The organism is Pseudomonas sp. FYR_7 (assembly GCF_043106155.1).
GTDB lineage: Bacteria > Pseudomonadota > Gammaproteobacteria > Pseudomonadales > Pseudomonadaceae > Aquipseudomonas > Aquipseudomonas parafulva_B.
This window is the reverse complement of record NZ_JBICMI010000034.1, coordinates 1-15,942: the sequence shown is the minus strand read 5'-3', so window position 1 is coordinate 15,942 and position 15,942 is coordinate 1. Positions and strand designations below refer to the sequence as shown.

Sequence of the window (15,942 nt, the reverse complement as noted above, 5' to 3'; positions counted from 1 at the left end):
AATCCGCGGCATGATTTCCATGCCCGACACCCTCCCTGACGATCCGGTTTTGCTCAAGCAACTGCTTGAGCAAATGATCAATGAGCGCGCGTCTGATAAGGGCAAATCGTTCATCTGGAAGAAGAGGTGGCGCTGCTCCGCCAGCGGTTATTCGGCCGTAAGACAAAGCAGACCAACGATTCGGCTACGCCCCAATTCCCTTTCTTTGACGAAGCAGAAAGCCTGGCAGAGCCGGCTGACGAGGCTTCTGATGAAGAAGTTGTTGCACCGAGCAAGCGCCGCGGCAAACGCAAGCCACTGCCCAGTGATCTGCCGCGTGTCGAGGTCTTCCATGAACTGCCTGAGCACGAGCTGACGTGTGCGTGCGGCTGCCGCAAGCACGCCATTGGCGAAGAAGTCAGCGAGCAACTCGAAATTGTCCCAATGCAGATCCGGGTCATCAAGCACATCCGCAAGGTTTACGGCTGCCGCGACTGCGAGTCAGCGCCGGTGACTGCGGATAAACCCGCTCAGATGATCGAAAAAAGCATGGCCAGCCCCAGCGTGCTGGCGATGTTGTTGACCACCAAATACGTGGACGGCCTGCCACTTCATCGCTTCGAGAAAGTGCTCGGTCGTCACGGCATCGATATCTCGCGTCAAACCTTGGCACGTTGGGTCAGCCAGTGCGGCGAGCACTTTCAGCCGCTGCTGAATCTGATGCGCGACAGCTTGTTGAATAGCTGCATCATTCATTGCGATGAGACTCGGGTACAGGTATTGAAAGAGCTTGACCGCGAACCGGGTAGCCAATCCTGGATGTGGGTACAAATTGGCGGCCCGCCCGATAAGTCAGTCATCCTTTTCGACTACTCCACCATCCGAGCGCAGGAGGTACCGACTCGCCTGCTGGACGGGTATCGCGGCTATGTGATGACCGATGATTATGCTGGCTACAACGCTCTCGGAGCGCAGGATGGCGTTGAGCGCCTAGGCTGCTGGGCACATGCGCGGCGCAAGTTCGTTGAGGCACAAAAAGTACAGCCCAAGGGCAAGACCGGATGCGCTGACATCGCGTTGAACCTGATCAACAAGCTCTATGGCGTCGAGCGCGACTTGAAGGACAGCAGCGATGAAGTTCGTAAAGCTGCCCGCGTGGAGCGCAGTTTGCCATTGCTGACTCAGCTGAAAAGCTGGGTCGAGAAAACGCAACCTTAGGTGACATCGCAGAATGCCTTGGGCAAAGCTATCGGCTACTTGGCCAGCAATTGGAGCAAATTGGAACGCTACGTCGAACACGGATACTTGCCGATCGACAACAACGCTGCCGAGCGCGCCATTCGCCCGTTTGTCATCGGTAGAAAGAACTGGCTCTTGAGTGACACGCCCAAAGGTGCCTCTGCCAGCGCCCAGCTTTACAGCCTGGTCGAAACCGCCAAAGCCAACGGCCAAGAGCTTAATGCGTGGCTGCGCCACGCATTGGAACAGCTGCCGCAGGCGTCCTCGGTGGAGAATTACGAAGCCCTGCTGCCGTGGAATTGCGTGCGTCAAGGGCATCGCTGACGCACCGCCCCATCTTTGAGTAGGTGGGGTTTATGGAGCGCTTACCCGTCTTCACCTTTCTCAAGCGTGTTCACTGCGCCGGTCCATGAACCCCACCTGCCCGCAAGGTGAGGTTTCAGTAGATCGTGGCATTACGGGCTCACAGTTCCACGGCAACAGCGATTCGTAGTCACCAACTGTCGACGCATGCGTTAGCTGTTCCAGTGCGTGGCGCAGCCAGGCCCCTGCCTGGCAGGCCACCCGTTTGTACCTACATCCAGTGTTGACTGCGTGGCTCACTGTCAGACTCTTCCGATACCTGAATACGGGTTTCGTCGCAGTAGATGACCTGGCTGGCCAGCAAACTGTCGCGCATCACGTTCAGCAGCGGCTGGAAGTGTTCCTGCACTGGATGACTCAACGCGCCAACGTGTGCCTTGGAATATCGATGCCCTGGCGGCCCAGTACCTTGTGGTCACAATGAAGGGGTAGACCATCGATGTACTTTAGTGGTCAGCAGCATGGCCAGTACGCTGAAGCTGGCCAAGCTCTTCTGGATCAATTGAGCTGGCTTGTCGACTGTCACTGGTGCGGCTTCGAAGTCACGGCAACCGTAAATCTTACGGATGTGCTTGATCACACAGATCTGCATCGGAACGATTTCGAGCTGTTCCCTGAACTCATCACGGATGGCATGCTTGCGGCACCCAAATCTGTTGCGGTTAGTGCGGTTGGCAGCTCTCATGCAGTGGGTGTGTAGTTAATTAGATCGCACAGATGACAAGTGGCTCTCAAGATAAAATGTTTTCCACCGCCGAAATTTCAAGGCAATCGAAGCTTGGACTAACTTTTGGTAAAGGGAATCTTGTGCGAACATTGTGTCTGTGTCGCGGCCGGGAAGGGGCAGGCCATGTGTGTCGATGCCGGCTGCAAACGAGGCCGCGGCCAGCGATTCCACTTGAGCTTCATATTCGATGTGACTAAGCGGTGATGTCGTATCTAGGTGTCTCAAGGTCAGGTCCAAAGTCCTCTGATCCGCGTAAGGTCTGGGCGTATACTGAGGAGGCCGCGAACCGTTAATAGGGTGATCTATAGGAATAGCTTTGCTTCTCTCTCTAGCGTCTTTTACTAATGAATTAAAGTGGTTAGTTATAGCGGTTGCTTTGGCTTGATCATAGGTTGGTGGTGCGCTGAAGTTAGGAGGCACTATGGCCTTTGAAATTGATTGATGGGTTTTCGCCGCATCGACCAGAGCGCGAATAACATTTCCGTTAGATTTATTTCTTCTCGCAAACCAAAACTTTATATGTCCGGAGCTGTCTGTGTAATTGACCGGATCGCCTGCGCAATACATATAGACATTAATTCCGCTTGCCCCAAAAGGACTCCAGCTATCAGGTGATATGAATCGCATTAGAGAGGGGCTGAAAGCGCGGTATCCATTACCCAGTAAGTAACATTGCGTATGTAGTTCTAAGTTTTCGCCGTTGAAGTTTGTCAGTGTTCGTGATGGTGGTGATGTGTGTCCGTAGGGGGAATGTGCATGAGATTCTGATTGTTGACTGCTCTTTGTTGTAAGTGCTGAACCCTTCCCATCCGTGAATAGCAGGAGTGGATGGCACTGAATGTCAGTGCTTGTCTCTGCCAAAGGTTGATGACCCGCACGGAAGGCGGTGCGTGTGCTTCGGTCTCCTCGCACTGTCATTAGCTTACCGTTCTGGTAAAACATCAACTTAGTGTCAGTACTTAGTATCATTTTAGAAACCCTGTGTGGGCAGATAGGTAGGTTACCAGTTTCTCAACACGACTGCCGCACGACAACTGACATAAATACTAGGTGAAGCTGCAATCGGCCCAGCTTGCGCAGCGCTTAATGGCCTCGATAATCGGGCGGGTACAAATCTTCAAGTACCCAATCCAATTTCTCGTTTCTAGGCTCTGTACGAAATTCTTAGAAACCCGGTCATTGCGCTGCCGTCGAAAGGGTTTTTTTTAGATTCCTCAGCCCTCAACGGAAAGTAATCCTATGATAGCGAAGCGGTGCAAAATCTCGAACGAGGCTTGGGCTCTGGTCTGTGCCGATGAGGGATCGACTACCGCGCCAAGCCGATCCCGCGCTCATGCCCCGTTACCGCTTACCCAAAATCGTCCCTAGCATTTCCGGCCGTGGCGCCCCTTGCTGGCTATGCACCTTGCCTTCCCTGTCCTGATAGAAGATCGCAGGTGTGGCCTGCAGCCCCATCTCCTGCATCAGGGCCATGTTGGCGGCGAGCTTCTGCTGCACGTCGTCTGGCACTTTGTCCAAAGCCTTGAGGGTGCTCGCCCGGCCGGCTTTCTCGTGCTGCTGCAGGGCCTTGGCGGGGTCCTTCGCGGCCAGCAGTGCTGCCGACTTACCTGGGCTGTCCTCACGGATGATACCGACCATGATGTGGCGCAGCTGCACCTTGCCCGATTCCACCCATGGCCGGGCCTGTTCCCAGAACATGTTGCAATACGGGCAGTTGGGGTCGCTGAACAGGTAGACCTTGCGCGGTGCATCGGCCTTGCCGTCGGCGATCCAGGCAGACTTTTCCATCTTTTGCCAGAACGCCTGGGTCATGGGGCCGTACACCAGCTTCTCCAGTGGAGCGGCGCTCAGGTCCTGGCCCTGCTCGTCGAACAGGCTGCCCACCAGCACGTGCTTGCCGTCAGGAGTGAGGTACAGAGCCAGGGGGTTGTTCTGATACTCGGCGGCATAGCCGCGCAGGCCGTTGGGCGCATCGAAGCTGCCCTTGATCACGGCGCCCTTGCTTTGCAATTGCTGGACCGCCTTGGGCAGGTCTTCGGCATACAGGGCAGGGCTGGCAAGCAAGCAAACGGTGAGCGGGAGGAGTGCAGGCAGTCGCATGGTCAATGTCCTTGTGCGGCAGGTTCGGGCGTGGTGGCCCGTTCGTAGGATTCCAGGGCGTGACGCAGGCTGGCGCGCGACAGCTCGCCCAAGTGGCTGCCGAGCAGGCGGCCGCCCTCGTCGTAGAACAGGGTGGTAGGCAGGGCCATGGAGCCGACGCGCTGGGCCAGCAGGCCAGTGCCGTCGAACAGCACGTGGGTCAGGCTCAAGCCGGTGGTGGCCAGGAACGTGCTGACGTTTTCAGGTGTCTCGCCCTGGTTGACGAACAGGAACGTCACATGGGGATACTCGCCTTGCGCCTGTTGCAGCACAGGCATTTCCCGACGACAGGGCGGGCACCAGGTTGCCCAGATATTGATCACCAGCGGCTTGCCCCGATAGCTTTGCAACGCCACCGACTCGCCTGCAGCGTCGCGTAGGGTGATCGCAGGCAGTTCGGTCCCCTTGCTGTACAGATGGCTACCAAAGCTGGCCAACCCCCAGAACAAGGCGCCGCTGAACAGCGCCCAGCCCAATGGCCTGCGCAGGCCAGGGCGCCGCCAGCCTTGCCACACAGCGGCCAGGCTGATGCCCACAAGCCCAGGCCAGAGCAGAAAACCGCCGTCGCGGATATCGATGACCTGGAGCAGATCGCCTCGGTACATCGACCAGTACGCCACGACAAAACCGATCCGCGCGCACAACAGGCCGATCAGAAACAGATTGAACAGCGCGGACTCGGGGCTCTCGCCGCCACGCCTTGCCACCCACCAGCCAACCACGCTGGCGATGCCCAGGGCACACAGCAGCACCAGATGGTTCAGGGCCATGGTCAGTGGTCCTAGGGTCACGGTCAGCATCAGCCCTGGCTCCGGGTAAGGGTCCACTGTTGCACGAAGGCGGCGGCATCCACTTCTCCGGTGATGCGCCTTGCCCGCCGCTCCTGGCCGTCTGGCCCGAGCCAGATCAGGGTAGGCGGACCAGGCACCTGGTAACGCTGCAACAGCGCCTTGCTGGCCGGTGTATCGGTGGTCACGTCCAGGCGCAGCAGGTGCACGCCGGCCAGTTCGGCCTGGACGTCGCTGCGGCTGAACACCTGCTTTTCCATGACCTTGCACGCCACACACCAGTCGGCGTAGTAATCGAGCAGTACCCACTGGTTACGGCCTTTGGCCGTGTCCAGTTCCCGTTGCAACGCCTCGGGCGTGCTCACGGTGACGAAGGCATCGTGGGCAGGCGAGGCGGTGGCGACTGCAGTCCCACCCGCAAAGGGGCGCAGCGGTTGCCACAGGTCACTGCCGCCGGCAGCGGCCCCGATCAACAGCAGGCCGCCCCACAAGGTCGCCAGCAACGGCGCAATGCGCAGCGCCGGAAGGCGCTGCAACGCAGGCCAGGCGGTCCAGCCCAGTGCGATCAGCCAGGCCCCGCTCAGGGCCAACAGCAAGCTGGCTGGCAGCAGGCTGCGCACCGTGTACAGCGCCATGGCCAGGAACACGAAGCCGAAGATGCCTTTGACCAGGTTCATCCAGGCGCCAGGGCGTGGCAGGAAGCGATTGCCCAGGGTCACGATCAGCAGCAGCGGTACCCCCATGCCCAGCCCCAGGCTGAACAGCACCAGCGCCCCCTGGAGCACGTCGCCGCTCTGGGCGATATACAACAAAGCCCCGGCCAGCGGCGCGGTCATGCAGGGGCCCAGCAGCAGCCCGGACAACACGCCCAGCAACGCGGCGCCATACAGATTGCCACCGCGCGTGCCCTGGCCGGCGCGGTCCAGGCGGTCGCGCAGGGTAGCGGGCAATTGCAGTTCGAAGGCGCCGAACATGGGCAGGGCCAACAACACGAACAACGCGGCCAGGCTGCCCAGCAACCAGGGTTGTTGCAACCAGGCCTGCAAGCTGGCGCCCAGTAGCGCGGCCACCACACCCAAGGCGGCATACACCAGGGCCATGCTCAGCACGTAAGTGCCAGCCAGCAGCCAGCCGCGCCGTGCACTGGCACCATTGCCCAGCACCAGCCCGGCGAGAATTGGCAGCATCGGTAACGAACAGGGCGTAAAGGCCAGCAGCAGGCCCAGGCCGAAGAACGCCAGCAGGCTCCAGGCCAGGTTGCCGTGCTGCAGGCCGCTGGCCAACGCCTGATCGCTCGCCTGTTCAGCTTCCTGGGCGGCGACCGCAGCTTCGCCGCCCAGGTCGATCAGCGTCGTCTGCGGGGGGTAGCACAGGCCCGCATCGGCGCAGCCTTGCCAGCCAAGACGCAACTGCCCCTGCGCACCGGGTGGCACTGTCAGCTCAAGCTGTTCGCGGTAGACGGTACTGTCGCCGAAAAATTCGTCATGGTGATTGATGCCCGCAGGCAGGGGTGGATGCTGGGCCTTGGGCAGCCCGTCGAACTTCAGGCGTTTCTGGTACAGGTAGTAGCCCGGCTGAATCAGGAAATACAGGCGGGTAGAGCCGTCGGCCTGACGGTCATGGGTCAGCACGAAAGCCTGTTCGACGGGCAGAAAGTCAGGCTTGGTGGCGAATGGGTTGGCCTGCGCTGGGCCAGCCAGCAGCACCATCAGTAACAGCAAAAGAACGCGCATGAGTTTGCCTTGGCAGATCGTGGAATGGGGCCATGCTGGCAAGGAGCGATTAACCCACTGTTAACGCGGGAATAAGGTTCACGCAAGACGGTTGACCTCAGGGTTGGGCGAAATACCGCGACACAATGTCAGCTTGACTTTGCTTGTGATGGTGTCATTGCGGTAAAGTTGACATTCAAGTCAGTTTTTCCTGACCTGCACGACAGGGTTTCGACCCTCTCGACCCCTGCACAAGAATTAAGAACACATGGGCAGCACCCCCTGCTGCCCAGAGGATCAAGCATGTCCAACCGTGATATTTCCCGGCGCACCTTCCTGCAAGGCGGCCTGATCGCTGGCGTCGGCGTGACGATGGCGCCGCTTGGCAGCCAGGCGTTCGCCGCGCTGATGGAGGACCGGGTTACCGCCTCGCCGCTCAAATGGATGAACCATGATGGCAAGGCGCGCTTTCGTAACGACGCGTTGTCGAAAGTCTGTGGCAACAAGGTCTTCGCCCGTGACATTCGTGCCAAGGACATGCCCGGCTGGCCTGCGCAGCAAGGCCATGCACTGTTGCTCAAGGCCACCAAGGCCGACCGCCTCTACGAAGGCCACGACCTCAGCCTGCTGGGTGCCGAGTTGCAGCCGGACCGCATCGTCACCGCTGCCGACCTGGAGCGCGACGGCATAGCCTGGCCCGAGGCGCATTCGCCAGACCCACTCTTGCCCCCTGGCAAGGTACCGATGTTCATCGGCCATCCGGTCGCGCTGCTGATCTGGCACGACTTCGAGCGCTTCCGTCAGGCCAAGCGCTTGCTGCAATTCAACGACCAGGTGATTCGCTACGGTGCCCAGGCGCCGTTGTACCAGCGTGACCCCTACGGCAGTTTCCGTTTCGTGCGCGTTGGCGGTGCCACCCCGTTCGACGAGGACGAATTCTCCAGCCTGAAGGATTCGCCGCTGTTTCCCACTATCCTCAACCGCAAGCCGGTGTGGTCCAAGTCGCCCAACCAACACGGCGACCTGACCCAGCAGGGCCTGTTCTACGCCAACCGCATGGCCGAACAGCTGGCCAACCCGCCCGAGGACTGGCTGGTCTTCGACGAGCGCTTCAAGACCCCCTCCATCGAGCCGGCGGCCTTGGAGCCAGACAACGGCAACGGCTGGTTCGACGTGGCCAGCGGCACCCTGCATTTCGTCGTGGCGACCCAGTGCCCGTTCGAGGCCGCGCAGGAATGCGTGCACATGATCAAGCCGTCACGCTTTGGCCTCAAGCACTTGAACATGCACCCAGGCTACACCGTTGGCTACGGCTCCAAGGACAACAACATCTTCGTCTTCTACGCTGCCGTGGCGGCGCTGTACGGCGAGGGCGTGCCGGTGCGCCTGGCCAACGACCGCTACGAGCAATTCCAGAGCGGCATCAAGCGCCACGCTTTCGACATCCGCTACCAACTGGCGGTGGACAAGAAGGACAACAGCTTCAAGATCTTCCGTGCCGACATGAGCTGTGACGGCGGCGGTCGCATCAACTACAGCCCCTCCGTCGCCGCCGTGGGCGCGACCGCTGCCCAGTCGATCTACTACATGCCGCAGAACGATCTGGCAGTCACTGCCTATCATTCGCGGGCAGTGGAAGCCGGTTCCATGCGCGGTTACGGCACCCTGCAAAGCATGGCCGCCACCGAGATGATGGTCGACGAAGTGGCCGGCCGCCTGGGCGTCGATGCCATCGACCTGCGGCGCAACAATGCCCTGAAGTCGGGCATGAAGAACACCCAGGGTGCGGTGCCAGCCGGTGCATTGCGCCTGCACGAGATCCTCGACAAGGCGGCTCAGCACGAAGGCTGGCGTGAACGTGATGCCCGCAAGCAACGGCGCGAGGCCAGCGACCCGGATCACTGGTACGGCACCGGCTTTGCCATCTGCCAGAAAGACTTCGGCACCGGCGCCGAAGCGCCGATGGCCAGCATCGAGTTCAGCCGCGACGGGCGCATCAGCCTGCGCCACATCGGCACCGAGCTGGGCACCGGCATGTCCACCTCCCAGGCGCTGGTGGTCAGCGATTTCCTGGGCCGTTCGGCCGACGACGTGCTCACGGCCGTCACCGAGTGGCCCGAGCTGCAACTGTCCACCAGCGGCAACCCGTACCTGATCAGCCAGGCCGAACAGGATGCCGCCCTGCGTAACCCGCGCTGGGTTGGCAAACTGGCCTCACCCTCGTCGGCGACCAACTCGGCGTTCTACTTCAGCCATGCCACTCGCGAGGCAGCTCGCGCGTTGTTCAATCACGGCCTATGGCCTGCTGCCATGGCTATCTGGACCCAGGGCCCGCATGGCGGCCAGGCCAACCCGTTGGTGGTGCGTCGGGAAAACGCTGTGTGGGTCAACGGTGAGCTGACCGGCAACGGCCTGGCGCCTATTCCCTTTGCGCAGCTGGCCGAAAAGGCCCATGCCATGGGCCTGGTGACAGGCGTGAGCGTGCACGGCTTCAACCGCTGGAGCTGGGCTGAGTCCGACTTCGTCATCGACGGCGTGCGTGAACGTTTCCCGCTCGACGCGTTGGCCGTGAAGTACGGCGACGGCGCCGCTAATGCCAAGAAGGCGCAGATGACCAGCAGCGGCTACCACCTGCTCGACCGTCAGAACCCCGCCTACCCCGATACTCAGTTGAACAACGCCATGGTCACCTATTACAGCCCGGTCGCCACCCTGGTGGAGGTCAAGGTGAACAAGGGCACGCATCAGGTGCAGGTGCTCGATCACCACAGTTGGGTCGAATGCGGCCGCGTGTTGGTGCCTGAACTGGTCAAGGGCCAGCTCGAAGGCGGCATTGCCATGGGCATCGGCCATGCGCTGACCGAGGAAATGCCGTTGTACGAAGGCGGGCCGGGGGAGGGCGACTGGAACTTCAACCGCTACCGCCTGCCGCACGCGCGTGATGTGGCGGTATGGACGCAAAGCAGCGAGATCCTCCCGCCGCTTTCACCCACCGACCCGTCCAAAGGCATCGCCGAGGTGGTGATGATCCCGATCGTCGGTGCCATCGGCAATGCCGTGGCCCATGCCATCGGCAAGCGCGTACGCGATCTTCCCATTACCCCAGCCCGTATCCAGGAGGCCCTCAATGGCTAACCGTCCACTGCAACTGACCCTCAACGGTCAACCGGTCGGCCCGGTCCAAGTCCCTGACGACCTGGCAATGATCGACTACCTGCACGAGCACCAGAACCTCACCGGCTCGCGTCTGGGTTGCGGGCAGGGTATCTGCCACGCCTGCGTGGTGATCGTCGACAACCCCGACGGTACCAGCGAAGAAGTGCGCACCTGTATCACCGGCGCCCATTACTTCGAAGGCAAGAAGGTCCGTACCATCGAGGGCCACGCCCAGCAGGACGAGGCCGGCAACCTTACGTTGAACCCGATCCAGCAGAAGTTCGTCGACCTGTTCGCGTTCCAGTGCAGCTACTGCGCACCAGGCTTCGTCAACGCCGCCACGGTGCTGGTGGAAACCGCCCAGCGCCAACCGCTGAAAAAGAGCGAGGTGCAAGCACGTATCGAAGCCAGCCTTGGCCACCACATCTGCCGTTGCACCGGCTATGTGCGTTACTACCAGGCCACGCGCACGGTGCTCGATGACCTCGGCCTGGTGAAGGAGGGTTGAGCATGGGCTTTTTCCGTAGCGCCCTGGCGCTGGCGTTCGGCCTTGCCGCAACGTGCTCGGCGCTGGCCAGTGATGACGCCCAGCTCAAGCGCGGCCAGTACCTGGCCCGGGCTGCCGACTGCATGGCGTGCCACACGGCCGAGGGCGGGGCGCCGTTTGCCGGGGGCCTGCCGATTCATTCGCCGTTTGGCACCATCTACGGCACCAACATCACCCCCGACAAGCAGTACGGCATCGGCAACTACAGCGCCGAGGAGTTCTTCGCGGCCGTTACCCAAGGCAAGCGCAAGGACGGCGCCAACCTGTATCCGGCCATGCCCTATACCTCGTATCACCTGATGCGGCGTGAAGACTCCGATGCAATCTTCGCCTACCTCAAGACCATCGCCCCGGTCCATCGCCCGGCACCACAGACGGCCCTGCGCTTTCCGTTCAACGTGCGCCTGGGTCTGAGCGGCTGGAACATGCTGTACGGCAAGAGCGTGCAGGCCCAGCCTGTCGAAGGCAGCAGCCGCGCCTGGCAGCGTGGCCAGTACCTGGTCGAGGTCATGGGGCACTGCGGCGAGTGCCACACCCCGCGCAACGCGGTCGGCGCCTTGCAGCAGGACCTGCGCCTGAGTGGCGGTCTGCTCAACGGCTACCTCGCCCCAAGCCTGCTGGCCACCGACCTGGCCGAGCGCGGCTGGTCGCAACCGGACCTCACCACGTTCCTCAAGCACGGGATCAGCGCCCAGGGCAGCATGTTCAATGAGATGTTCCCGGTGGTGCACCTGAGCACTCAGCACCTGGAAGACGCCGACCTTGCCGCCATGGCCACTTACCTGCTGGGCGACAACCCCCCGGCGGCCAAGGTGATCGCGCCCGTGCCGCTGGCGCAGATGAGCGACAGTGCCCAGCGCGGCCGCCAGCAATACCTGAACGTGTGCGCCGGTTGCCATGGCGTGGAAGGCCAGGGCAAGCCGCACATCGCCGTGGCGATGCAGGGCAATACGGTGCTGCGCCAGGCCGATTCGCGCAACCTGGTCAAGGTGATACTCGACGGAATCCGCGAACAGCAGTTCACCGGCTTCGAGCGCATGCAGCCGATGCCAGGGTTCGCTGATAAGCTCGATGAACGCCAGGTGACCGACATGGTCAACTACCTGCGTCAGGCATGGGGCGGGCTGCCCGGTGATCTCAGTGAACAACAGCTGGCCGAGCTGAAAGCGGAGTAAAGCGTGCAGCATCTCGATCTACAGGTGATTCGTCAGGCGTTGCAGTGGTCCAGCACAGGTCAGGCGGTGTGGTTGTGCACCGTGCTCGCCACCTACGGCTCGGCGCCCCGCGCGCCGGGCTCGTTGCTGGCAGTCAACGAGCAGGGCCAGTGGCTGGGGTCGTTGTCCGGCGGCTGCGTCGAAGACGATTTTCTTGAACGCGTGGCCCTGGGCGAGTTCGTGCAACCGGCAGCCATCGTGCGCTACGGCGATGGCAGCGACCCGCGCTCGCGGGTCAGCTTGCCCTGTGGCGGCGTGCTGGACGTGCTGGTGGAAAGCCTGCCGTCCAGTTGCCAGGTGCAAGACCATCTGCGCCAGCTGGAAAGCGCGCTGCTGGGTCAGCGCCGGGTGCTGCGCCAGGTGAAGGTGCCCAGCGGCATCCAGGGGCTGGCGGACGCTGCCGGTCAAGGGCCGCGTGTGCACCGTGACGGCGACTGCGTGCACCTGCGCGTGGGTGCCGCCCAGCGGCTGCTGCTGGCGGGGTATTCCAGTGTTGCCCAGTACTGCGCCGAATTCGCCAAAGCCATGGGGTTTGAAGTGGTGCTGTGCGAGCCACGTGAGGAGGTGCTCGACGGGGTGCAGATCGACGGTATCGAGATACGCCGCGAGCTGCCTTCGGAATTCATCTTCAATGGCGGTTGTCATGCCGACACCGCCGTGGTCGCGCTCACCCACGACCCCAAGATCGACGACCTGGCCATGCTCGAGGCCGTGCGCACCGAAGCGTTCTACATCGGCGTGATGGGTTCGCGTGCCACTTCCGATAAGCGCCGCGAGCGGCTGCAACGCATCGGCGGCCTGAATGCCGATGCGCTGGACCGTATCCATGCGCCCATTGGCCTCAACCTGGGCAGCAAGACACCGGCCGAGATCGCTTTGGCGGTGTTGGCAGATGTACTGCGGGTGCGCAACGGCCTCGACCGAGCCGCCTTGTGAAGGTGGCGGCGCTGGTGTTGGCCGCTGGGCGCAGCAGGCGCTTCGGTGCCGACAAGCGCCGGGCCTTGCTGCCCGACGGGCGCGGCCTGTTGGCCCAGTGTGTACAACGGGCCGAGGCGGTGTTCGAGGATGTGCGCGTTGTGGTGCGCGAGCACGAGGGCCGCGAGGACTTCGACCTGGGTACCGCCTGTGGTTGGGTGGTCAGTGACCAGGCGGCTTCGGGCATGGGCCACAGCCTGGCGGCAGGCGTTGCCGCCCTGGCTGACAGCGATGCGCAGGCGGTGGCCATCCTGCTGGGGGACATGCCGTGGATTGAGGCCGCGACCCTCAGGCAGTTAGCCGAGGCCGCCCACACTTCTACCATCGTGCTGCCGCGTCATGCTGGGCAGCAGGGGCATCCGGTGATCTTCGGGCGCGCGTTCTGGCCGGCGCTGTTAGGGCTGACCGGTGACGAAGGCGCCAGAGCAGTGGTGCATGCCAACCGCGCCAGTTGCACGGTGATCGAGGTGTCAGATGCCGGGGTGCTGATGGATGTGGATACGCCCCAGGCGCTGGGCTTCTTAGGGCGTTGAGCAGGGCGGGGCACGTTGTGCTGCGCTGTATCTGGAAGATAGCGATCTCTGTAAAAAGGGCCTGGCTGGATCAGCCATGGGGGGAGTGCGCTGTTTTAAGGTTTAAGCTTCGCAGCTTATAGTGCCGGGGCCGCCTTGCGGCCCATCGCGGCACAAGGGCCGCTCCCACACGGGAAGCCGCTAGGCTCCAGATGTGGTGCATGACAGTTGACCCCACAAAGTTAAGCACCGCATGGTCCGGCGCTCTGGCAAGACCGCTCGTTGACTGTCAGGCAATCTGCACGTATCCCCGCCCAATCCTTTTCCCCAAACCCTGTGCCTGCGTCCATAATTCCCCCTTAATCCATTCACGCTGCAATGCCGGCCACACCATTGCGGGAGCCCCCACCCATGCACGTTCTGCTTTGCGAGGACGACGACCTCATCGCTGCTGGCATCTGTGCAGGCCTTGCCGCACAGGGCCTGACCGTTGACCGGGTGGGCAATGCCGCCGGCGCCCGGGCCATGCTTCAGGCCGCGCAATTCGATGTGATGATCCTCGACCTTGGCCTGCCCGACGAGGACGGCCTGAAGCTGCTGCGCCGCCTTCGTCAGCAAGGCGAGACCTTGCCAGTGCTGGTGCTCACCGCCCGTGATGCGGTCACTGACCGGGTCGACGGCCTGCAGGCGGGGGCCGACGACTATCTGCTCAAGCCGTTCGACCTGCGCGAACTGGCCGCGCGCCTGCACACCCTGCTGCGCCGTGTCGCCGGCCGTGCGGTGAACGTGATCGAGCATGGCCCGCTGCGTTACGACCCCAGCAGCTGCGAGGCGACCCTGGCCGGCAAACCCGTGGACCTGTCCCGTCGTGAGCAAGCCTTGCTCCAGGCCCTGTTGCAGAACGCCGGGCGCGTGCTATCCAGCGAGCAATTGAAGGACTGCGTGTACGGGTTCAACGACGAAGTGGAAAGCAATGCGCTGAACGTGCATATCCATCACCTGCGCCGCAAGCTGGGCAACGGCATCGTCGAGACCGTGCGCGGGCTAGGCTATCGCCTGGGCCCTGCCAATGCGCCAACCGAGACGCCAACATGAGCCTACGTGTGCGTTTGAGCCTGATCCTGGGCAGCGCTTTCGTGATCATTTGGGCGCTGGCTGCCGCCTGGATGCTGCGCGACCTGCGCCAGCAGATGATGTTCTCCCTCGACCAGCGCCTGGTGGCATCTGCACGCATGGTGGCCGGCCTGATCGACCAACTGCCCCAGCCGCTCAGCGTCAAGGGCGAAGGTACCCACTACGCGGCCGACCAGTTGAGCGTACCGGACGGCATGGCCTGCCAGGTCAGCTCGCTGCGCGGGGAAATCCTGGCCAGCAACCACAAGCACGATGGCGTCATGGATGACGGGCGCAGTGGTTTTCGTGACCAGACCATCGACGATGCCTCATGGCGCACCTTTACTTACAACCATGGCGATGTGCGCATCACCACGGCCGACCGGCGCATGGAGCGCGAAGCCCTGAATCAGTCCATCCTGCTCGCTGCCTCGGCGCCGGTGCTGATGGCCTTGCTGGGCAGCCTGGGCTTGCTCTGGATCGGGCTGGGAAAGGGCCTTGAACCGCTCAATCGCATGCGCGATGCCCTGCGCCGCAGGCGCCCCGACAGTGTCGAGCCGTTGCAGGTGGCGGGCATGCCCAGTGAGCTCCAGCCGTTGCTGGAAACCCAGAACCAGCTGTTCGTGCGCATTGCCCAGACCATCGAGCGCGAGCGACGCCTGACCGACGATGCCGCCCATGAACTGCGCAGCCCGCTGACAGCCATCAAGACCCACCTGCAGGTCGCCCGCATGACCGAGGGCGCGGTGCGCGAACAAGCGCTCGAACATGCCGAACAGGGTGCCGATCGCATGCACCGGACCCTGGAGCAATTGCTCATGCTGGCACGGGTCGAGGGTAGCTTGTCGTTCGACGACGGTGTGCAGTGCAGTGCCGAGCAAGTCGCGCGTCAGGCGGTGCAGGACGCCGGGGGTGGTGACAACCGCAGGATCGTCCTGAACTTGCCGCCCGAGGCTGCCCTGGTCTACCTGAGCATGCCCGCACCGCTAGCGGTGGCGGCGCTGCGCAACCTGCTGGACAACGCCCTGCGCCATGGCGGTGACGAGGCGGTGGAGCTGGAGGTACAGGCAGCTGAAGGGCAGGTGGGCTTCATGGTGCGCGATCACGGGCCGGGCATCGCCGAGGCCGACCTCGGGCACCTGACCGAGCGCTTCTGGCGTCATGGTCAGAGCAGCGGCTGCGGGCTTGGCCTGGCCATTGTCCAGGCAATCGTGCAGCGCTGTGCAGGCAGCCTGAAGTTCGATAGCCGAAGTGATGGGTTGAGGGTGGTCTTACGGGTGCCGGCGCGGCCTGCGGGATAATCCTGGGGTTTGTCTGAAAGTTCTGGGGCATAAAAGCACACCGAGCACACCTGGTTGAGTAAACTAGCATTCTTCTAGTCGGTGAAGATGTCGGCTGCTAACTATTCCGGTAGACTTCTCGACCTGTAAACATTGCAGTTGCAGTTGCTCTTGTTCTTGCTTCTAAGCGCGCGGTAG

The 15,942-nt window shown here is 62.2% G+C and carries 12 protein-coding genes and 2 pseudogenes; 8 read left to right on the top strand and 6 right to left on the bottom strand.

The annotated features are described in order from the left end of the window. The first annotated feature begins 10 nt into the window (after positions 1-10). Positions 11-1,542, top strand: a pseudogene (gene tnpC / locus ACF8R3_RS08785) (IS66 family transposase). A 250-nt stretch (positions 1,543-1,792) separates the two neighbouring features. Here the strand turns inward: tnpC and ACF8R3_RS08780 are convergent. From ACF8R3_RS08780 to dsbD, 6 genes and pseudogenes are all read right to left on the bottom strand, one after another. After that, positions 1,793-1,963: pseudogene (locus tag ACF8R3_RS08780) on the bottom strand (transposase); the annotation flags it as partial. A gap of 33 nt (positions 1,964-1,996) precedes the next feature. After that, positions 1,997-2,266 (bottom strand): IS66 family transposase zinc-finger binding domain-containing protein, encoded by a 270-nt coding sequence (locus tag ACF8R3_RS08775; protein ID WP_256675192.1) that lies wholly within the window; start codon positions 2,264-2,266, stop codon positions 1,997-1,999. 15 nt (positions 2,267-2,281) lie between these two features. Then, entirely contained in the window at positions 2,282-3,226 is a 945-nt protein-coding gene (locus ACF8R3_RS08770) for an RHS repeat-associated core domain-containing protein (protein ID WP_392515505.1), read from the bottom strand. A 423-nt stretch (positions 3,227-3,649) separates the two neighbouring features. Beyond that, entirely contained in the window at positions 3,650-4,408 is a 759-nt protein-coding gene (gene dsbG, locus ACF8R3_RS08765; protein WP_058638437.1) for a thiol:disulfide interchange protein DsbG, read from the bottom strand. Between the two features lie 2 nt (positions 4,409-4,410). Beyond that, positions 4,411-5,247: a TlpA disulfide reductase family protein gene (locus ACF8R3_RS08760; RefSeq protein WP_058638438.1), complete on the bottom strand. Its 837-nt coding sequence runs from the start codon at positions 5,245-5,247 to the stop codon at positions 4,411-4,413. Next, complete coding sequence (dsbD, locus tag ACF8R3_RS08755; protein ID WP_392515469.1) at positions 5,247-6,968, bottom strand: protein-disulfide reductase DsbD; 1,722 nt, start codon at positions 6,966-6,968, stop codon at positions 5,247-5,249. The genes ACF8R3_RS08760 and dsbD overlap by 1 nt, the downstream gene beginning before the upstream one ends. Before the next feature lie 282 nt (positions 6,969-7,250). Here dsbD and ACF8R3_RS08750 point away from each other — a divergent pair, with 282 nt between their 5' ends. The 7 genes from ACF8R3_RS08750 (at position 7,251) to ACF8R3_RS08720 (ending at position 15,765) form a co-directional block, all read left to right on the top strand. Further along, positions 7,251-10,082 carry a xanthine dehydrogenase family protein molybdopterin-binding subunit gene (locus ACF8R3_RS08750; protein ID WP_392515467.1) on the top strand — a complete coding sequence of 944 codons (2,832 nt, stop codon included), beginning with the start codon at positions 7,251-7,253 and terminating at the stop codon, positions 10,080-10,082. Further along, the gene (locus tag ACF8R3_RS08745) at positions 10,075-10,611 is read left to right on the top strand and encodes a (2Fe-2S)-binding protein (RefSeq protein WP_023535868.1); all 537 of its coding nucleotides are present in this window, start codon (positions 10,075-10,077) and stop codon (positions 10,609-10,611) included. Before ACF8R3_RS08750 ends, ACF8R3_RS08745 begins: the two co-directional genes overlap by 8 nt. 2 nt (positions 10,612-10,613) lie before the next feature. Beyond that, on the top strand, positions 10,614-11,825 hold the full coding sequence (locus ACF8R3_RS08740; protein WP_078478839.1) for a cytochrome c: 1,212 nt from the start codon (positions 10,614-10,616) through the stop codon (positions 11,823-11,825). 3 nt (positions 11,826-11,828) lie between these two features. Then, positions 11,829-12,800 (top strand): XdhC family protein, encoded by a 972-nt coding sequence (locus ACF8R3_RS08735; protein ID WP_392515465.1) that lies wholly within the window; start codon positions 11,829-11,831, stop codon positions 12,798-12,800. Next, positions 12,797-13,372, top strand: a complete 576-nt coding sequence (locus ACF8R3_RS08730; RefSeq protein ID WP_392515463.1) for a DUF2064 domain-containing protein — start codon at positions 12,797-12,799, stop codon at positions 13,370-13,372. The genes ACF8R3_RS08735 and ACF8R3_RS08730 overlap by 4 nt, the downstream gene beginning before the upstream one ends. 390 nt (positions 13,373-13,762) lie before the next feature. Next, entirely contained in the window at positions 13,763-14,446 is a 684-nt protein-coding gene (locus ACF8R3_RS08725) for a response regulator transcription factor (RefSeq protein ID WP_058604839.1), read from the top strand. Further along, entirely contained in the window at positions 14,443-15,765 is a 1,323-nt protein-coding gene (locus tag ACF8R3_RS08720; protein ID WP_196186618.1) for an ATP-binding protein, read from the top strand. The genes ACF8R3_RS08725 and ACF8R3_RS08720 overlap by 4 nt, the downstream gene beginning before the upstream one ends. Positions 15,766-15,942: the final 177 nt, after the last annotated feature.